Source organism: Empedobacter sp. UBA3475 (assembly GCF_002378465.1).
GTDB lineage: Bacteria > Bacteroidota > Bacteroidia > Flavobacteriales > Weeksellaceae > Empedobacter > Empedobacter falsenii_B.
Map to the genome: position 1 here is coordinate 124,546 of NZ_DFRA01000068.1, position 20,939 is coordinate 145,484.

At 31.4% G+C, this 20,939-nt stretch carries 19 protein-coding genes; 16 read left to right on the top strand and 3 right to left on the bottom strand.

The genetic code is table 11. The annotated features are described in order from the left end of the window. Nucleotides 1–31 precede the first annotated feature (31 nt). Both B3I31_RS14365 and B3I31_RS14370 read right to left on the bottom strand, forming a co-directional pair. Entirely contained in the window at nt 32–448 is a 417-nt protein-coding gene (locus B3I31_RS14365; RefSeq protein ID WP_286495230.1) for an OsmC family protein, read from the bottom strand. A 192-nt stretch (nt 449–640) separates the two neighbouring features. Beyond that, entirely contained in the window at nt 641–1,732 is a 1,092-nt protein-coding gene (locus B3I31_RS14370) for a M42 family metallopeptidase (protein WP_286495231.1), read from the bottom strand. Between the two features lie 61 nt (nt 1,733–1,793). On the opposite strand from B3I31_RS14370, the gene B3I31_RS14375 reads away from it, so the two are divergent. From B3I31_RS14375 to B3I31_RS14405, 7 genes are all read left to right on the top strand, one after another. Further along, complete coding sequence (locus B3I31_RS14375) at nt 1,794–2,447, top strand: DUF4294 domain-containing protein (RefSeq protein ID WP_286495232.1); 654 nt, start codon at nt 1,794–1,796, stop codon at nt 2,445–2,447. A 72-nt stretch (nt 2,448–2,519) separates the two neighbouring features. Continuing rightward, nucleotides 2,520–3,503 (top strand): 6-phosphofructokinase, encoded by a 984-nt coding sequence (pfkA, locus tag B3I31_RS14380; protein WP_291060213.1) that lies wholly within the window; start codon nt 2,520–2,522, stop codon nt 3,501–3,503. A 31-nt stretch (nt 3,504–3,534) separates the two neighbouring features. Beyond that, a complete protein-coding gene (gene gap / locus B3I31_RS14385) occupies nt 3,535–4,539 on the top strand; it encodes a type I glyceraldehyde-3-phosphate dehydrogenase (protein WP_286495233.1) in 1,005 nt (334 codons plus the stop codon). Nucleotides 4,540–4,738: 199 nt separating this feature from the next. Further along, nucleotides 4,739–5,935, top strand: a complete 1,197-nt coding sequence (locus B3I31_RS14390) for an IS256 family transposase (protein ID WP_291060211.1) — start codon at nt 4,739–4,741, stop codon at nt 5,933–5,935. A gap of 175 nt (nt 5,936–6,110) precedes the next feature. Beyond that, a complete protein-coding gene (locus B3I31_RS14395; protein ID WP_115001114.1) occupies nt 6,111–6,707 on the top strand; it encodes an RNA polymerase sigma factor in 597 nt (198 codons plus the stop codon). 322 nt (nt 6,708–7,029) lie between these two features. Beyond that, nucleotides 7,030–7,995, top strand: a complete 966-nt coding sequence (locus B3I31_RS14400; RefSeq protein WP_280049291.1) for an NAD(P)H-dependent flavin oxidoreductase — start codon at nt 7,030–7,032, stop codon at nt 7,993–7,995. Between the two features lie 8 nt (nt 7,996–8,003). Beyond that, a complete protein-coding gene (locus B3I31_RS14405; RefSeq protein WP_286496182.1) occupies nt 8,004–8,876 on the top strand; it encodes an acyl-CoA thioesterase in 873 nt (290 codons plus the stop codon). Nucleotides 8,877–9,067: 191 nt separating this feature from the next. Here B3I31_RS14405 and B3I31_RS14410 read toward each other — a convergent pair whose 3' ends face one another. Beyond that, a complete protein-coding gene (locus tag B3I31_RS14410) occupies nt 9,068–9,673 on the bottom strand; it encodes a DUF4126 domain-containing protein (RefSeq protein ID WP_221855583.1) in 606 nt (201 codons plus the stop codon). A 339-nt stretch (nt 9,674–10,012) separates the two neighbouring features. Between B3I31_RS14410 and udk the strand changes: the two genes are divergently transcribed. The 9 genes from udk to B3I31_RS14455 all read left to right on the top strand — a co-directional run bounded on the left by udk (nt 10,013) and on the right by B3I31_RS14455 (nt 20,935). Beyond that, the gene (gene udk / locus B3I31_RS14415) at nt 10,013–10,681 is read left to right on the top strand and encodes a uridine kinase (protein ID WP_260392473.1); all 669 of its coding nucleotides are present in this window, start codon (nt 10,013–10,015) and stop codon (nt 10,679–10,681) included. Then, nucleotides 10,681–11,070, top strand: coding sequence for an FtsB family cell division protein (locus tag B3I31_RS14420; protein WP_221855581.1), 390 nt, complete (start codon nt 10,681–10,683; stop codon nt 11,068–11,070). The genes udk and B3I31_RS14420 overlap by 1 nt, the downstream gene beginning before the upstream one ends. After that, complete coding sequence (locus B3I31_RS14425) at nt 11,063–12,337, top strand: methylmalonyl-CoA mutase family protein (RefSeq protein WP_219034475.1); 1,275 nt, start codon at nt 11,063–11,065, stop codon at nt 12,335–12,337. The genes B3I31_RS14420 and B3I31_RS14425 overlap by 8 nt, the downstream gene beginning before the upstream one ends. A gap of 127 nt (nt 12,338–12,464) precedes the next feature. Further along, a complete protein-coding gene (locus tag B3I31_RS14430) occupies nt 12,465–13,631 on the top strand; it encodes a THUMP-like domain-containing protein (RefSeq protein ID WP_115001137.1) in 1,167 nt (388 codons plus the stop codon). A gap of 62 nt (nt 13,632–13,693) precedes the next feature. Beyond that, nucleotides 13,694–15,871: an FUSC family membrane protein gene (locus tag B3I31_RS14435; RefSeq protein WP_280050133.1), complete on the top strand. Its 2,178-nt coding sequence runs from the start codon at nt 13,694–13,696 to the stop codon at nt 15,869–15,871. Nucleotides 15,872–15,874: 3 nt separating this feature from the next. Next, a complete protein-coding gene (locus B3I31_RS14440; protein WP_115001141.1) occupies nt 15,875–17,674 on the top strand; it encodes an ABC transporter ATP-binding protein in 1,800 nt (599 codons plus the stop codon). Nucleotides 17,675–17,734: 60 nt separating this feature from the next. Next, nucleotides 17,735–18,409, top strand: coding sequence for a hypothetical protein (locus B3I31_RS14445; RefSeq protein WP_280037429.1), 675 nt, complete (start codon nt 17,735–17,737; stop codon nt 18,407–18,409). Between the two features lie 146 nt (nt 18,410–18,555). Beyond that, entirely contained in the window at nt 18,556–19,938 is a 1,383-nt protein-coding gene (locus tag B3I31_RS14450; RefSeq protein ID WP_291060206.1) for a TolC family protein, read from the top strand. A 4-nt stretch (nt 19,939–19,942) separates the two neighbouring features. Continuing rightward, nucleotides 19,943–20,935, top strand: a complete 993-nt coding sequence (locus B3I31_RS14455) for an HlyD family secretion protein (protein WP_286475354.1) — start codon at nt 19,943–19,945, stop codon at nt 20,933–20,935. Nucleotides 20,936–20,939: the final 4 nt, after the last annotated feature.

Consider the following 20,939-nt stretch of genomic DNA (forward strand, 5'->3'; position numbering starts at 1 on the left):
TCGTTCGAAAGACCTTTTTTTTGTTATCAATTTAATTTACATTTATCTCGTAAGTGATATCAATTCCTCCATTTGCAAGCATATCATGTACACTACAATACTTCTTAACCGCTAATTCAGCAGCCTTATTTGCTTTATCTAAATCAATATTTCCTTTTAAGAAAAATTTGATATGAATATTTGTAAAAATATTTGGAATTTCATCTCGACGCTGACCTTCAACCTCAACTTTAATATCTTCAATTTCTTGGCGTTGTTTCTTCAAAATTTCATTCAAATCAAAAACACTACAACTTCCCAAAGCAATCAAAACCAACTCCATTGGGCGAACTCCTTTTCCTTCTCCTCCAATCGATTCAGGTCCATCAATATTTACTTTTACCGAAGAACTTGACGCAGTCGCTTCATAGTGAGAAGCCTGATTTACTCTATTTAATTCAATTTTCATCTTATTTCTTTTAAAGTATAAAAATAATCATTCTCTAAAGATTTATTCTAATATTTGATTGAATAATGATTTTCTGAATAAATTTAGCTAAATTTAAATTCAATTATAGAAATTTTTGAAGTAGATCGAAGCACAAAATAGCAACAAAGGCTGTCTCACGACAGCCTTTATATTTTTTAATCACTTTATAATTTAAACAGTATGATATTTAAAACTTTGTTCGTTTTTAATTGTTTTCACTGATTCGTAAATCAACTCGATGACATTTTTTACATCAGCTTGATGAACCATTTCTACAGTTGTGTGCATATAACGCAAAGGCAACGAAATTAAAGCTGAAGGTACACCACCATTACTATATGCAAAAGCGTCTGTATCCGTTCCTGTTACACGAGAACTTGCAGCACGCTGAAAAGGAATATTGTTTTTCTCAGCTGCATCAATAATTAATTCGCGTACATTATTTTGCACAGCAGGCGCATAATAAACAACTGGGCCATCACCACATTTTTGCTCACCTTCTTTCGATTTTGTAATCATTGGTGTCGTTGTATCATGTGTAACATCAGTAATAATCGCAACATTTGGTTTGATTGTTTGCGTAATCATTTCCGCGCCACGCAACCCTACTTCTTCCTGAACCGCATTTACAACGTATAAACCAAAATCTAATTGATCTTTATTTTCTGCCAATTTACGCGCAACCTCAGCAATCATAAACCCTCCCATTCTATTGTCTATTGCACGACAAACAAAATAACGATCGTTCAATGTAAAAAATTCATCAGGATAAGTAATCACACAACCAACGTGAATTCCAAGTTCAAGAACTTCTTCTTTCGATGTACAACCTGTATCAATCCAAATTTTATCTGGAGTTGGCGCTTCATCTTTTCCTGCTTGACGCAAATGAATTGCTGGCCAACCAAAAACTCCTTTTACAATTCCTTTTTTGGTATGAATATTAACCACTTTAGAAGGTGCTATCATATGATCTGATCCTCCATTACGAATCACATAAATCAATCCATCATCAGAAATATAATTCACAAACCAAGAAATCTCATCAGCATGGGCTTCAATCACAACTTTATACTTCGCTTCAGGATTTATTATACCATAAGCAGAACCGTAATTATCTGTTTTTACTTCATCTACATATGGTTTGATATAATCCATCCAAACTTTTTGTCCTTCACTTTCAAAACCTGTAGGTGAAGCTGTATTTAAATATTTTGTCAAAAAATCCAAAGATTGTTGATCAAACAAATTATTTGTACTCATTTTAGTTTATTTATCTAACAAATGTACTAATTTTAGGAACAATTTTTGAACTAATTCTGATATGAAATTTTATATCTATCATATAACTTTACTACTTACTTTTGTTGGATTATCTAATGTTAATGCTCAAATTTTTGGGTTAGATTTAGGTGGAAAAAATCCTGCACAAGAAATTAAAAATGATTCAATTAATTTAGATGAATTTGCGTTTAATCCTTTAGACACAATACATCTTAATGAAATGAATAGTTATTCGGTTCATTTAAAAACTGATTTAGAAAAAAAATATTATTTATGGCTAAGAAAGCGTGTTCGCGATGTTTGGCCGTATGTAAGAACTGCTGTTAGAGAATATAATTATGTATCAGACACCATTCAAACAATGGATAAAAGACGAGACAAAAAACGTTTTATTAAATCTCGCCAAAAGGATTTGGCTGATCAATTTGAGAATCAATTAAAAAATATGTCAAGTTCTCGTGGACAAATTCTTACTAAATTAATCTATAAAGAAACAAATAAAACAACATACGATATTATAAAAGAATTACGTGGCGGATTGAATGCTTTTCTTTATCAAGCAGCAAGTGGCGCGTTTAATATTGATCTAAAACAAACTTATGATCCGAAGCGAACACGAGAAGATTTGTATATTGCGGTTATTCTTCAACGAGATTTTGCAGACGGAACGTTAAAACCTGTCGACGAAGATTAATTTATCTTTCATACTACCAATTATAATAATATTCTGATTTTTTATTATATTTGATTTAATAAAGGGAAAAACGTGGGAAACAATATAAAAAGAATTGGTGTATTAACCTCTGGAGGTGATGCGCCTGGAATGAATGCGGCCTTACGTGCCGTTGTAAGAGCATGTAAGTACTACGATATCAAATCAGTAGGGATTCGTCAAGGTTACGAAGGTTTGATTAACAATGATATGATTGAACTTGGACCTCGTTCAGTGAAAAATATTATCAATCAAGGTGGTACAATTCTTAAAACTGCTCGTTCTTTAGAATTCAAAACTACAGAAGGTCGTCAAAAAGCATACAATCATCTAAAACAAAATAACATTGATGCTTTAGTTGTAATTGGTGGAGATGGTTCTTTTACTGGAGCAAATATCTTTCATCAAGAGTTTGGTGTTCCATTTATTGGAATTCCAGGAACAATTGACAATGATATTTTCGGAACAGATTTTACAATTGGGTACGATACAGCTTTGAATACTGTAATTGATGCAATTGATAAATTAAGAGATACTGCTACATCACATGATCGTGTATTTTTTGTGGAAGTAATGGGACGCGATGCAGGTTTTATTGCTTTAAATAGTGGAATTGCTTCAGGTGCACAAGATATTTTGATTCCAGAACAACGTGATAGTATCGAAGAATTATGTTCTTCTTTAGAACGTTCAGAAAAATCTGGAAAAAAATCAAGCATCGTTGTAGTTGCAGAGGGTGAAAAATTAGGTGGAGTTTTTGAATTAGCAAAACAAGTACAAAATCGTCATCCAGAATATGATATTCGTGTAACAGTTTTAGGACACATACAGCGTGGTGGTTCTCCATCTTGTCACGATCGTGTTTTAGCAAGTCGTTTAGGAATTGCTGCTGTCGAAGGTTTACTAGAAGGTAAAACAAATCTTATGGCTGGTATTCGCTCTAATAAAGTTGTATTTACAGCGATAGATGAAGCCATCAAAAAACACAATGAGATTGACGAAGAGTTAATCAAAGTAGCTAATATTTTAGCGATTTAAACATTTAATATAAAGGGAAATTATATATACTATGTCAAAAATTAAAATTGGAATCAACGGATTCGGAAGAATTGGTAGCCTTGTTTTCGGGGTTGCTATTGAGAGAAACGATATTGAAATCGTAGGTATTAACGATTTAGTAGACGTTGATTATTTAGCTTATATGCTAAAGTATGATTCAGTTCACGGAAAATTTAACGGAGAAGTTAAAGTAGAAAACGGAAACTTAATTGTTAATGGACAAACAATTCGCGTTACAGCTGAAAGAGACCCAGCGAACTTGAAATGGGACGAAGTTGGAGCTGATATCGTAATCGAAGCAACAGGTTTATTCTTAACAAAAGAAACTGCAGGAAAACACATTGAAGCTGGAGCAAAAAAAGTTGTTTTAACAGGTCCTTCTAAAGATGATACCCCTATGTTTGTAATGGGTGTTAACCACGAATCTGTAACAGCAGAAGACACAATCGTTTCTAATGCTTCTTGTACAACAAACTGTTTAGCACCATTAGCAAAAGTAATTCACGAAAATTTCGGAATTGTGGAAGCTTTAATGACAACAGTTCACGCAACTACTGCAACTCAGAAAACAGTTGACGGACCATCAATGAAAGATTGGAGAGGTGGACGTAGTGCAATGGTAAACATCATTCCTTCATCTACTGGAGCTGCGAAAGCAGTTGGAAAAGTAATTCCAGAATTGAACGGAAAATTAACAGGAATGTCTTTCCGTGTACCAACTGTTGATGTCTCTGTAGTTGATTTAACAGTTAAATTAGCAAAAGAAACAAACTACGACGAAATCAAAAAAGTAATGTGCGAAGCTGCTGAAGGAGATTTGAAAGGAATTGTAGGATACACAGAAGATGCTGTTGTTTCTCAAGATTTCGTAGGTGATACAAGAACATCTATTTTCGATGCAGAAGCTGGTATCATGCTAAACCCTACTTTCGTTAAGTTAGTTGCTTGGTATGACAACGAAATTGGTTACTCTAACAAAGTAGTTGATTTAGTTCAGCACATCGCAAAGATTTAATTCTTAATTAATAATTAACAAAAAGGCTGTTCTCAATAAATGAATGGCCTTTTTTGGTTTAGACTTCTAAAATTTTAAGAAAATTTTATTCTTTTTTAAGACTTTTTATGACACTGTACCAAAAACTGTGTAAGTATAAAATTCTGCTTGGGTTAAAATCGAGCAGAATTTTTTTTATACATTTAATATTTACATATTTATGGAAACAAAAGACCTATTTCCGGATGATTTTTTCAAACAGTTTAAAACTGGCGATGAACTCCAAAACTTTCTCAAAGACTTACAAAAGCGAGGAATTGAAAAAATGTTAGAAGGTGAGTTAGATGCTCACCTGGATTACGATAAGCATGATTTACGCAAGCAAGAAAATGCGCGTAATGGTTATTCTAGTAAAAAGATAAAAACGAGTTATGGCGAAGAAGAAATAAAGGTTCCTAGAGATCGTGATGCTAGTTTTAATCCGATGCTGATACCTAAACGAAAAAGCATGGTTGAAGGCTTAGAAAACGTCATTGTGTCGCTTTACGCCAAGGGAATGTCCGTTTCTGATATTGAAGAACAGATCAGAGAAGTCTACAATTTTGACGTTTCTCAATCGACCATTTCACGTATAACTGATGCTATAACTTCTGATATCGTAGCTTGGCAAAATCGCCCATTAGAACCTGTTTATCTAATCGTTTGGATGGACGGAATTGTTTTTAAGGTTAGAGAAGGTTCCAAAGTAATTAATAAAACCATTTATATCGCAGTAGGCTTAAAACGCGATGGACGCAAAGAAGTTTTAGGATTATGGTTAGGTAAAAATGAGTCATCATCCTTTTGGATGAGTGTTTTAACCGATATGAAGGCTAGAGGAACTGAAGATATCTTGATTACAGCAACCGATAACTTAAATGGTTTTACCGATACCATACGTACCGTTTTTCCTGAATCTAAAACACAAATATGTGTAGTACATCAGATTCGAAATGCTTGTAAATACGTTGTTTGGAAAGATAAGAAACAGTTTACTGCTGATATGAAAGAAATCTACAACGCGCCAACTAAACAGGCTGCTGAAGCTGCTTTAAATGATTTTGCTTCTAAGTGGGAACATAAATATTCTTATGCCATCCAAAGCTGGAAAAACAACTGGGAAGACCTTACGGTTTTCTTTGAATTCCCCGTAGATATTAGGAAAATCATATACACCACCAATCTAATTGAGAATCTAAACGGTAAAATAAGGAAGTACACTAAAAATAAATTATCCTTCCCTACAGATGAAGCTGTTATGAAATCCGTATATTTGGCTGTGAGAGAAGCAACTAAAAAATGGTCAATACCAGTAAGAAACTGGGGAGTTATTATTGATCAATTTTTAATCCTATATCAAGAAAGGGTTAGACTCTAAAAAGTAGAACCTAACCCAAGCTTAATTTTTGAACTTACACACTTTAAGAGACAGTCCTCTTTTTATGTTAATTCACTTGTTTTGATTCAAACTTTGACTATATTTGAATCACTTATAAAAAAACAAGAAGCCTATAGATAAAAAAATCTACTTACTAAACCAAATTATCTACCTTATGAATTACGAAGAAGACTCATTGCTAATCAAAGACTATGTTGATGGTAATGAATATGCTTTAGAAATTTTAATTGAGAAGTATAAAAGTAGAATCTATAGTTTCATTTTCTCAAAAGTTTTAGACAAAGATATCACTGAAGATATTTTCCAAGATACTTTCATAAAAGTTATTCTTACACTAAAAAGTGGCGGATATAATGAAGAAGGAAAATTTTTACCTTGGCTAATGCGTATTGCGCATAATTTAACTATTGATTATTTTCGAAATATTAAGAAAATGCCTGCTGTTAGAGAAACTATAGGTAAATATGATGACGAATATAATATTTTCGATTTTATTGGAAATTCTGACGAATGTTCCGAAACCAAAATCATTAAAAAGCAAATTGAAAATGATTTAAGATACCTTGTTACTTTATTACCAAGTGATCAAAGAGAAGTCTTAGAACTGAGAATCTTCAAAGAATTAAGTTTCAAAGAAATTGCGGAAGAAACAAATGTTAGTATTAATACAGCATTAGGAAGAATGCGCTATGCAATTATCAACTTAAGAAAAGTTATCGAAAATAATAACATTATTTTAACAATCGATTAAAAAATAAACTTATCTATTTAACGTTTTTAAAGTAAATAAGTTTTTATGATTGAATTTTACTCAGAAAAATTTGAACCAAAACAATCAACGATTGAAAAATTATTAATGTTTTCAAAATCAATTTCAGCATTGAAATTAAATAACGTGAAGGAAATAATAATCCTAAATTTAAATTAATCGAACACTGCTTTTATCAAATAAAAAATCCTGAAAATATTAAACATTTCAGGATTTTTTTATGCAAATAAATTAATCTTTTCTGAAAATCATAACTCAATTTATAACTATATTGCATCCTATACCACATCAAAAAAATTTTAGTATGACCCTACAAGAATTTAAAAATAGTTTAGATTTACCTTTAATCACTTCACCTATGTTTCTTGTTTCTCGAACTGAATTAGTTGTAGAAGCATGTAAAAATGGTGTATGTGGAACTTTCCCTTCTTTGAATGGAAGAACAGCCGAAGATTTCGAACAAATGTTAATTGATATCACTTCTCAATTAAAACAATTTGAAGATGAAACAGGTAAAAAAGCAGCTCCATTTGGAGTGAATTTAATCGTTAACAAAACAAACCCTCGTCTCGAAGGTGATTTAGCTTTATGTGCAAAATATAGAGTACCGCTTATTATTACGTCGCTTGGTGCTGTAAAACAAGTTGTAGATGCAGTTCATAGTTATGGAGGTTTGGTTTTTCATGATGTGATCAAAAAACGTCATGCGGAAAAAGCTGCTGAAGCTGGTGTAGATGGAATTATTGCTGTAGCTTCTGGTGCTGGTGGACATGCTGGTACGGCTAATCCTTTTGCTTTGATTGATGATATTCGCACTTTTTACGATGGTTGTTTAATTTTAGCAGGTGCGATGAACAACGGAAACGATATCTTAGCAGCTGAAAATATGGGTGCTGATTTTGCATACATCGGAACTCGTTTTATCGCGACAAAAGAAGCCTCTGCGAATCAAGATTATAAAACAATGTTAGTCGATTCTACTTTCGAAGATGTGATTTATACAGATGGAATTTCTGGTGTAAATGCAAATTTCTTGAAACCAAGTATTATACATTCTGGAATTGATTTAGACGAAAAGAAAGAAGAAGATTTTTCGAAATTAATTGGAGGCGATGGACATAAAGCATGGAAAGACATTTGGTCTGCTGGACACGGAGTTTCTGGAATTCATGATATTATTTCAACCGAAGAATTAGTCTATCGAATGAAAAATGAATATAAATGTGCATTAGAACAAAATGTGCAGAAATTAAATAATTTGAAATTTTAAATTTAATAATGAAAACTACTCAAGAACTCATCGAATTAATTTCTCTCAAAAAATTAGAAGAAAATTTATTCGAAGGGAAAAGTTCTTTTATGGGAAGTCCAAATGTTTTTGGAGGACAAGTTGTAAGCCAAGCTTTGCATGCTGCGTATCAAACTGTCCCTTCAGATCGTTTTTGCCATTCCCTTCACTCCTACTTTATTTTACCTGGACATTTAGAAAAACCTATCTATTTTGAAGTAGCAAATCTTCGTGATGGAGGAAGTTTTAGTACACGTGTTGTCACAGCAAAGCAAGACAGTGTGCCTATTTTTGTAATGGCTTGTTCCTTTCAGTTGAAGCAAGAAGGTTACGAGCATCAAGAAAAAATGCCTGTTGTAACGCCTCCTGAAGAATTAATGAGCTGGAATGATGTAGCAGAACAATTTGGTTCAGTTTTACCAAAATCAATTATGCGATTTGTCTTAGCAGAGCGTCCGTTAGATTTTAAACCTGTTGAATTTGTGAATCCTTTTGAGAAAAAAGATTATCCTAATTTTAGTAATGTTTGGTTAACTTTTAATGATGTTCCAGAGGATTTACCTTTACCAATTATTCAGCAATTAATTGCGTATAGCTCTGATTACAATTTATTATCAACAGCAATAAAACCTCATGCTTCTAAAGCTCACTTTGGAAACACACAAATGGCCAGCTTAGATCATTCAATTTGGTTTCACCGAGAACCAAATTTGCATGATTGGATATTAGTTAATGTTGAATCTCCAAGTGCAAATGATACAAGAGGTTTTACACGAGGAAATTTATTCAATCGTTCTGGTGAACTAATTTGTAGCGTTGCGCAAGAAGGTCTAATAAGACCAATAGTGAAAGAGAAGGAATAATTTATATTTCAAAAAGTCTTGTAAAAAAATTACAAGACTTTTTCTATTTTATAAACTTAACTTCTAGTTAATCTTATTCTAAATATTTTTGAATTAATATTTACTTAAAAAGAAAAACTTGAAATACTAATATATAACAAAAAAAAAGAGCTAATAATTTAGCTCTTTTATATATTCAATTCTTCACTCTTTCACAATTCTTCCGCCAATAACTGATCACCTTTTTTTCTAACACTTTTATATGCTCTATAACACACATATAAAATAATCAGTACAAAAATAAACGCCAAAGGAGCCAATACAATTGCCGTAATACTTAATACAATAGAACTAAACGTTTCACCTGTATTAACCAAAAAATTTCCAGCTCCCGCAGTTGTGGTGGTCGAAACAGCTCTTGCAGCAGCAGTTGTACCGCTAATCGCAGCCGCAGTTCCTCCTCCTGCTATAATCGCCAAAGCCCAAGTTGCAACTTCGTTCATTTCTGGCATCGTAATTCCAACCGCTATTGTTCCTGCAATTCCAGCTAAGGGAACCGCAATCGTATCCAACAAATTATCAATAATTGGAATATAATAAGCTCCAATTTCCACTAACATCGCTACACCAAGTGTTATAAGAGCTGGTGTACTCCCAACCCACATCCAATTTTCGTCGAGATTAATAAAACTTCCTGCAAATTTGACAGCTAAACTCAATATAAATAAGGGAAGAAAAATCCGAAAACCAGCAGCGGCGGCTAATCCTATTCCGAGAAATAACGAAAAAATAGTAGACATTGAGATTAAATCGTTCATAGTTTAGTATTTTATAATAGTTCTGATCTTATAAATATAATGATAAAAAAGATAAAGTTTTTATATTTTTTTCTTTCCTTTGCATCCGATTAAGAGAAACCAAGTACTGCAAAGTACTTTTTTTGTATAAATAAACCTAAATGTTTGAGTTACATCTAAATAATCGAATAATAAATCAATCATTTTTTAAATGCATCGATAATTATTTCTTTTCTCAAAATCAATCAACCAAAACTTCTTCACGACAACATTTAAAATTTTGCAAGAATCGATTTCTTTTTATTTTAATTTCTGATAGGAAAATTTTATCTTTAAGGAAATTTTACGAGAACTCTTGCAATGGAAACATCAAACGAAATTAAAAAAAATAATAAAACAAAAATGCTAGTAATAGGAATTGCAGGAGGAACAGGTTCGGGAAAAACAACTGTTGTAAATAATATTTTAAGAGATCTTAACGCGGAAAGCGTTATCGTTATTTCTCAAGATAATTATTATAAAGATCATCCTGAATTATCTTTTGATGAACGTTCTAAGATCAATTTTGATCACCCAAGATCAATTGATTTCGAATTACTAAAAGAACATGTCGCTTTATTGAAAAATGGCGTATCAATAGAACAACCTGTCTATTCGTTTATTACGCATAGTCGCAAGGAAGAAACGATTTTAACACATCCACAATCGGTTATTATTGTAGAAGGAATTTTGGTATTGACTGACCCAGATTTACGCGATTTATTTGATGTAAAAATCTTTGTTCATGCAGATTCTGACGAACGTTTAATTCGTCGCGTACGCCGTGATATACAAGAACGTGGGCGCGATTTAGACGAAGTTTTAACACGTTATCAAAAAACGTTAAAACCTATGCATCAGCAATTTATAGAACCATCTAAAAACTATGCAGACATTATTATTCCGAATATGAAAAAGAAAAATTCTGTCGCAATCAAAGTTTTATCAACTGTAATTAAAGAAAAACTCAACTCGAAAACTACTGTATAATGAAAGAAAAATCGGAAGAAATCTTTGACAAAGAACTTACACCAGAAGTACCGAAAAGAAAAATTAAGGATACACGTGTATTCAAATTTGTTTGGAATCGTTACTTTGTTCTAACGGTTGCGTTTGCTGTTTGGATGATTTTTTTCGACCAAAATTCTTTTTTCGTACATCGCGAGTTGGATAAACAAATCAAATTATTAGAAGTTGATCAACAATATTACCAAGAACACTTGGATACTGAGTCTGAAAAATTAAATCAACTAAATAGTAATCCTGCTGAAATTGAAAGGATTGCAAGAGAAAAGCATTTCTTGAAAAAAGATGATGAAGATATTTTTATCATTCAGCAAGAAAAAGTTACGAAGCCGCAAAATAAAGAAAATGAGTAAGTTATTTGAAAATTTTGATTCTATTTCTGAAAAAGAATGGAAAAATAAAGTTCAAGTCGAGCTAAAAGGTTTAGAATATAATGAAACTTTGGTTTGGGGAACGAACGATCAAATAAATGTAAAACCATTATATACAAAGGATGATGTCGATTATTCGGCTGTACAACCATTACCAAAATCCTCAAAAGATTGGAAAATTATTTCGAAATATACTGGAAATAAAAACCAAGATTACAGCTTTTTGTATGGATATTTGATTAATCAAAATCAAATTGATTCATCGTTAGAACTTCCTAATTATCTAGATTTATTTATTAAATATAATGGAACTTCTGATTTAAAATCGCTTGAAAATCTTCCAAATCTGAAATATTTAGATTTAGATATTTATGGATATTTGGCACAGAATGGACTTTGGCAAAATGATTCAGAAAAAGCATCAAAAGAATTGGTGAAAGAAGCTTTGGCATTGAAAAATTTCGAAAAAGTAATTTCAATTCAAGGAGATGTTTATCAAAATGCTGGAGCAAATCATGTTCAACAAATTGCGATTACACTTGCACATGCAGTAGAATATTTAGAAAATTTTGGAGCTGATATTGCGGACAAAATTTATTTTAAATTTGCTGTTGGAAGTAATTATTTCTTCGAAGTTGCGAAATTAAGAGCATTTCGCTTTTTATGGAAAATGATTTTGGAGCAATATAATAAAGAAAGTGAAGCATTTATTTTCACTTCAACATCCGATCGCAATAAATCTAAATTAGATATTTACAACAACGTTATTCGCTCTACAATAGAAGCTTCTTCGGCTATCTTCGGATCAAGTGACGCTATTTTTGTTGGATCATATGATGAAGTTAATAAAGAGTCTGATTTTGGATTAGAATTAGCCGCAAAACAACAATTATTGTTACAAAAAGAATCTTATTTGAATCAATTTACTGATCCTGCTGCTGGTTCTTTCTACATTGAAAGTTTGACAAATCAAATGGCTGAAAATGCGTTAGAATTGTTTAAAACAATACAAAATGTAGGAGGTTTTGTAAATGCTTTACAAAATGAAACTATTCAAGATTTTATTTACACAAGCGCGAAAAAAGAGCAAAAAGATTTCGATGAGCAAACCATTAAATTAATTGGTGTAAACAAATTTAGAAACCCTGCAGATGTGATTGAGAAATCGCCAAAAGAAAAAGTGGTAAAACAAGCACTTTTTGTTCCGATTGTTCCAACTCGTTTGGCAGAAAAAGAGGAAAAAAAATAGTTTTTACATGAATTGGATGCCAATTTCATTAAAAGAACTTAATAATATAATCGAAACTTCAGTAGCTGTGATGGATACTGAAGTTTTGTGTTTAATAAAATAATATTTTACGTCAAAAAATAACATTTTGAATCCAACTATTTTAACAAAAGAATTTCAAGATTATCTGAAAATAATCGAACATGAAGACATCAAATCTATAGGTTTGAAAAAATCGTTGTTTGAAGAAATTTCTTCTGCTGAAATTGCACAACAATTGAAAGGAATTCAAGTTTCAAAACATAAATTTCCAACACTTTATTCGACAGAAAATATTTATTTTCCGCCTTCAATTAATTTGGAACAAGCAAGTTCAGAAGCCACAGCAAATTATAAATCAACTTTAGTTAAAGGAAAAAATTTGATTGATTTAACCGCAGGTTTTGGAATTGATACCATGGCTTTTGCAAAGAATTTTGACAAAGTATATCACATCGAACAAAATCCTGAATTGAGTGAGATTGTACAACATAATGCTAAAATTTTAGCGCCAAATTTAGAAACCTATACAGGAACTTTTCAGTCTTTTTTTGAAGAAAATCCTACATTAAAATTTGATGTTATTTATCTCGATCCAGCAAGAAGAAATTCGAGCGGAAGAAAATTTATTTTGGAAGATTTAGAGCCAAATATTTTAGAATGGATTCCAACTTTTTCCGAAAAAACAGAGAAAATTATCATCAAGCTTTCGCCTTTATTAGACATCACTTCTACCCTACAACAAATTGATTCAATTTTTGAAATACACATTGTTGCATTAAAAAATGAAGTGAAAGATTTTCTAATCATTTTAGATAAAAATTCTTCAACAAAAAACCCTTTGATAAAAGCTGTTAATTTAGAAAATAATCAATCCGAATTTTCTTTTCATTTTGAAGAAGAATATAGTGCGAATGCAAGTTTTGGAGGAATTCAACGTTATATTTACGAACCAAATGTTGCGATTCTAAAAACTGGTGCTTTCAAATTATTGAGCGAAAAATTCAATCTTCATAAACTTCATCAGAATACTCATTTGTATACTTCGAATGAACTTTTAGAGAATTTTCCTGGAAAAATTTACTTGATTGAAGAAGAAATTAAAAATCAAAAAAAAGAAATTCTAAAAACAAAAGCGAATTTATTAGTCAAAAATTACAATCAGCCAATAGACGTTATCAAGAAAAAATTCAAAATTATTGATGGCGGTACAACAACTTTAATTTTTACTCAAAGCATTGATGGGTTTCATATTCTAAAAACTTCACGAGTTTAGTTGGGTTTCGAAAAAAGTTGTGTTAATTTTATACAACAATTTTCAACCTTAAAAAATTACACTTGAAAATCATCAATAAAATTGAAAACTTTATCTACGGAGAAGCGCTTTCAGATGGCTTAAAAACTTCCTTAGCGATTATCATTCCGCCTATCGTAGCCAGCTTGTTTGGCGATTTATATGCCGGTGTAACGATAAGTCTTGGTGCAGTTTTAGCACACATGACGGATACACCTGGTCCATTTAAAGAACGCCGAAACCTGATGTGGCTTTCCGTGCTCTTGATTTTCCTTGTTTCATATTTCACCAAAACGATTAACAGTTACCCAATATTTCTAGGTATTTGTTTAACACTTATCGTATTCTTTTCTAACATGTTAACCGTTTGGGGACAACGTACAAGTGCGCTTGGAATGGTCATTATGATGTCAATGGTAATGAATATGAATGATTTACGACATGAGTTAAGTCCTCTTCATATTGCACTTTTTGTGACTGCTGGAGCAGCTTGGTACACTATTTTTAGCCTAGCTATTAGTACCTTTCGTCCTTATCGTATGGCGCAGCAAAACTTAGCTGACACAATGATTCATATTTCTGAATACATTCGAATCAAGGCTTCTATGTTTGATAAAGATTCAAATTACGATGATATTATCAAAAAATTAATCGATGAACATGTTGTAATTAACGAAAAACAAAGTTTAGTTCGTGAATTAGTTTTTTCGAACAAAAAATTGGTAAAAGACCAGACACCAATTGGGCGTTCGATTGTGTTTATTTTCTCTGATTTGGTGGATATATTTGAGAATGTAACAGCAAATCAATACGATTATGTAAAAATTCGAGAAGTTTACGGTGATACAAAAGCAATGCGCAAAATCTATAATTTAATGAATAAATTAGCGCATGAGCTTAAAATGATTGCTTATCATATTAACTCGAACAAACGTCCTAAACAACCTACTTTTGACTTTGAAGTTGAGTTGAAAAAGATTGATGATGCCATCAAAGAATTATATGCAGAAGGACAAAAACCAATCGTTTTATCTAAAATTTATATCAATCTAAAGCAAATTGTTTATAAAATAGAGTTTATCCATAAATTTTTCTATGATGATTCATTCACTGAAAAAAAGAAAAATCCACTGGATCATGCCGAACATTTTGAACCTACAGTTGATTATTCTTTACGAAAATTAAAAGATCATCTGAATCTAAAATCTTCAATTTTTAGACATGCAATTCGTGCATCAATTGTAATGTTATTAGCTTATGGTGTCACGTTTATTATTCCGATGACTTACCATAGTTACTGGATTTTGATGACAGTTTTAGTGATTTTAAAACCTGGTTTTAGCGTAACAAAAAAGCGAAACTTTCAGCGTTTGAAAGGAACAATTGGCGGTGGATTAGTTGGGGTTTTAATATTATTGATTATTCCTCAACACAGTATCCGATTTGCTTTAATGCTTATTTTCATGTTGATGGCTTACACTTTTATTCGTCATAAATATGCAATTGGTACATTTTATTTAACCGCATATATTCTTATTTCGTTTAGTTTTTATTCGCAAAAAGATTCATTGTATATTATTCAAGAACGTTTTATTGACACACTTGTTGGAGGATTTATGGCGTTTATTTCGAGTTATTTGATTTTACCAACTTGGGAAAAAAATAATATGAACGAATATATTCAAAAAGCATTGATTGCAAATTATGAGTTTATTTATTTGGTTTTTAAAAAATTAGCAGACAACGAAGTTTCTACAACAGATTATAAATTAGCTAGAAAAGATGTTTTTATTGCAATGGCAAATATTAATTCAGTTTTTCAGCGTGTAATTTCTGAACCGAAAGGAAAACAAGAAAATGCTAACGTACTGAATAAATTCACCATTTTCAACCAGTCATTTGTCTCATATTCAGTTGGTTTAGTTAAAATTTTAAAGAAAAACAATTCTGTTATTTTAACTTCAGAACACATTCGATTGATGAAGAAAATTTTGCAATTATTGTTACAAAACATTCGGCTTTATGGCGAATATGAAACAGAAAATTTACCTAAAACAATAGAATTTGGAGAAAAAACTGTTGCATATACTGAAATTGAAACAGAGGCTTTGCAAAATGATTCTGAACTGATTGAAGATCTATTAGAGTATTTATACGAGATTGCTTACGATTTCACAAAAGTTGGTCACGTTTTTGTGAAAGAACAACCGTTAAAAGAATAATAAATGACAATCATTCAACTGTTTAAAAATCTACGTCCATTTGTAAAACCTTATCGTTCTTTGGTTGTCGCAACTTTGCTCCTAACCTTAGTTGGATCTTTTACGTCACAGGTAAACGCCCTTATTTTACAGTATACCGTAGATTCTATAAATGGTTTGGTTGAAGCTGGAAAAGGATTAAAAGAAGGTCTGAAAATCATTTCGTTTATTTCAATTGTTTTGATGACAAAAGAAATCTTGAATGCTTTTATCACATTTGGTCAAAAATATTATGGTGAAAAGCTTAGAATCTTAGTTTCACAAGATTTAGCACAAACCATTATCGAAAAGATTTTGACGTATAGAATGGCATTTTATACAAATCAAGATAATCAAGCAGGAAAACTTCAAACCCGTATTGACAGAGGAATTGAAAGTTTGACACGTTTAGTTCAAAACTTTTTTATCGATATTCTTCCACTTTTTGCCAATTCAATTGTTGCTTTAATTTTAATGTTCAATGCTAATTTTTATGTTGGATTGGTTGGACTTTGTATCGTTCCGATTTATTTCATTATCACGCAACAGCAAGCGAAAAAGCTGAGTGGTTGGCGACGAAACTTAAGAGGTTATCGTGAACAAAAATCACAAGGAATTATCAGCATAATTGATTCAATTACAGTAATTAAATCATTTAACCGAGAAGATATAGAAGGTAAAAAACAACTTGATTTGCAAAAAGAATTGACGAATAATCAAATGCAAACACGCAAAACAAGCTTCTTTTTTGATGGTTTAAAATCTTTTATCGAGCAGTTTGGCGTAGTGATTATCATTATTTTAACTTCGTATTTGGTTCTTGACGGACAAATGACAATTGGTGCAATTATGTTTCATATTTTGTTGTTTAACAACGTTTCTGCGCCTATTCGTCAACTGCATCGTATTTACGATGAAATGAATGATGCTATGATTTATTCCGAAAGTTTCTTTGGAATTTTGAAAGCAGACAATGAAAAAGAATCATCTGGGAATTATCTTCCAACAAATCTAAAAGGAAAATTCGAAATCCAAAATGTTGACTTTTCTTATCCAAATGGTTACAAAGCCTTGAAAAATATCAACATGACAATTCAACCCAATAAAATTACTGCTTTAGTTGGTTTGTCTGGTGCTGGAAAAAGTACAGTGATTAATTTGTTAGATAAATTTTATCAACCTGATTCTGGAAAAATTCTACTTGATGGAATTGATTTAGAAGAATATGACACGCAATTTTTACGTGATAATATTGGGTTGGTTTTACAAAAAAATCACATTTTTAATGGAACAATTGAAGAAAATATTCGTTATGGAAATGTAAACGCAACTTTCGGAGAAATAGAAGATGCTGCAAAACGCGCTTATATTCATGAACAAATTATGGACTTGCCAGAAGGTTATCAATCCAAAGCCTTATTGTTATCTGGCGGTCAACAACAACGCATCGCCATAGCACGTATGTTTCTCAAAAATCCACCAATTATTTTTCTAGACGAACCTACTGCAAGTTTGGATGCAATTGCGACAGAACAGATTAAAAATAGTTTGGATGCCATCAAAAAAGATCGAACAGTTATCATTATTTCGCATAGTATTTCTCAAATTATCGATGCCGATTATACATACGTGATGAAACAAGGCGAAGTTGTAGAACACGGGATTCATGAAGATGTCTACAAAATGAACGGCACTTATAAAGAGATTTTTGATGCGATGGCAAAAAGCTTAAACATTGAAAAAATTGCCAAAACTTTTGACGATGAAGAAGAAGAAAATTATTAGCAATAATTTTATTATAAAACATTATAAATCACTACCTTTAAAGAGGTAATAGGATAGTGTATGAAAAAATTAGTTTATTTTATTGTTGGGGTATTGTTTTTTACCCAATCTTGCGAGCAAAAAAAAGAAGCTCCAAAAGAATTAGCACTTAATACGGTAACTTACGAAAATGCTTTAGACGTTCCTGTAAACAAAGTTGGTGTTCTCATTAACATAGATTCTCTTGGTTTTTTTGATCATAATTCTCAAAATTTAGATCAAAACATTGATTCAAAATCAATTGAAAACCAGCTCAAACAAATAAATTCTAAATTTGATATTGTAAAAGTAATTCGTGATAAATCTGAAAAAATATTAAACGACAACAAGTACACTTATCAAATGATTGATAGATTTGATAAAAATTTAGTTCCGAATGAATTAATCACAAAGGAAAATGTAAATCAAGTTAAATTTAATGATTTAAAAAAAGCGATTAATCAAGATGATTTAGTTTTGATTAATGTAAAATCGGGTCTTGATTATGATCCTGCCAACAAACAGAAATACATCGCAAAAACATATGTCTATATTAATATTTTAGACCTTAAAAATAATGCTTTAAAATATAGCGAAACAATTGGTGGAACTAAATATATAGACGAAACAATCAATAAAAGTACGACGGATTATTTAGAGAAAATGATGAAAGAATCATTAAACGAAACGTTGGATATTATTGATAATAAATATTAAATACATTGAACTATGCGCCATTTTTTTGGCAACTTTTGGAAGTCCTGAACCCTTAAAAAGTTTCAGGATTTTTATTTTTAATGACATTCTAATATTGACTTTTATTCATGGTATATTTTTTGTTAATTTTATGCTAAAATTATAGGATGCCTATTATACGATATTTATCTTTTATTCCATTATTGACTTCTATTTCGGGATTTGCACAACAATTGATTGATCCGCAACTTCGATTGCCTGTTGAAAAAGCGATTGAGTCGAGTTACGAATTAAAAAATAAACAATTGGAAGTCGAGAAAAACAATTACCAATATAACGAAGTAAAAGGTAAACAACAACCAAGTTTATCTGCAATTGCGCTGGGTGGTTATCTAAACTCGAACGGAATTATCGATATTCCAACCAAATCAATCGATATTTTGTCCACAGAATTGTTTTCGGGTAATCAAAAATTCAATACCTCTGCAGGATTATTTACTGTTGGAGTTAACGCCACTCAAATTATATTTTCGGGATTACAAATTCCAAATGCGTTGAATGCTATTCAGGAAAAAAGTACTGCTTTAGATTATTTGAAAGAAGCCGAAAAAGAAACTATAACCAAAGATATTTTACAAACTTATGATCAATTGATGTTATTGGTCAAAGTAGAAGAATTAATTTCAAATTCTGCAAAACGATTGGATAAAGAACATCTTAAAGTGCAGAAAGCAATTCAAAATGGTTTAGCTATTCCATACGATCGGGAAAAAATAAAATTAGCAATTCTAGAGTTAGAAGCCCGACAAGTAGAATTGAACGGTAATCGACAATTGCTATACAAAAAATTAGAAATGTTGACGCATCTATCTGAACAAGATCTTCAACAAATTCAATACGAACTTACACCTATTGACATTCTTGCTTCAAGCTATACTTTAGAAAATAAAAAAGAGTTGAAAGCACTTGAACACTCTGTGAAAGCTTACGAATTTTTATATCAAAAAGAAAAAGGTTCGCACTTACCACAAGTTTTTGCATTCGCGAACACCAATTATACGTCAATTTTTGGAAGTCGTTTCAAATTAAAAGATGTTGATATATTAGGTGATGTTAATTTGAAAATAAACCAATTTTCGATGTTTCCTAATATTTTGATTGGTATTGGCGCAAAGTGGGAATTGTTGGATGGCGGACAACACAAAAATAAATTAGTACAAGCGAAAACTGACATTTTAATAAATGAAAACAAGTTGAAAGATTCCCAAGAAAAACTGAATTTATTATTAAGTAAAAACAAAATTGATTACGAAACTTCTACTGAAAAATTGAAAGTAAATAATCAACAAAATACCATTGCAACAAATAATTTAGAAATTGCTTCAAGACGATTTCAAGAAGGATTAATAGATGTAACCGAGCGTTTGGCTGCTGAAAATGATTATTACAAAGCCAATCTAGGTTATTATGCTCAAATCTTAGATCAACGCTCTAAAACCTACGAATTACTTCAAACATCTGGAGAATTATTTAATCAATTATCAAATTAGAATCATGAAAAATACATTATCCTATATTTTTGCTTTAAGCGGATTAATTCTTTTTACAAATTGTAAATCATCTAACAAAGAAAATAAAAAAGAAGAGCAAACTATTTTTCAAGGTAAAATTGAGCGCGATCAAATTAGTGTTGTAACAAAAATCCCAGGAAAAATAGATCAAATATTAGTTCACGAAGGCGATGAAGTAAAAAAAGGACAAACGCTTTTTGTTTTACAATTACCAGAAGTTGACGCGAAGAAAAGTCAAGCTGAAGGCGCAGTAAATTCTGCCGAAGCTCAATATGAAATGGCTAAAAAAGGTGCAACAGATAATCAATTGAAACAATTGCGTGCAAAAGTTGCTGGCTTGAAAGAACAATTAGATTATGCAGAAAAATCAAATCATAGATTAAAAAATATGCTTCGAGATAGTCTTGTTCCGCAACAAAGTTATGATGAAGTTTATGCTAAATATCAAGGTGCTAAAAATCAATATTTAGCTGCAAAAGCGGAATTAGCTGATGCCGAAAATGGAGCGCGTGTAGAACAACAACAAATGGCTTTGGGACAAAAAGAGCGTGCTTTGGGAGCTTTGCAAGAAGTAGATGTTGCTGAGGCGGAAAGACACATCAAAGCACCACAAGACATGACGGTTGAAACAATTAATCTAAAAGTTGGAGAATTAGCTTTGGCTGGATATTCTATTGCAAACGGAATTTTGGAAGAAACTACATTTTTTAGATTTACAATTCCTGAGAATAAAATCGGGCAATTGCAAAAAAATCAAATCGTCAATTTAAAAGTTCCTTATAAAAATAATATGGTTTTGAAAGGTAAAATTGTTTCGATAAAAGTTCTTAATTCGTATGCAAATATTTCGACTGCTTATCCTGATATCGATCAACAACAATCGCAATATGAAGTGAAAGTTGTTCCTGTTGACTATAAACAAGCTGCTCAACTATTGACAAAAGCAAATGTAGTTTTAGATCTTAATGCTAAATAAATTC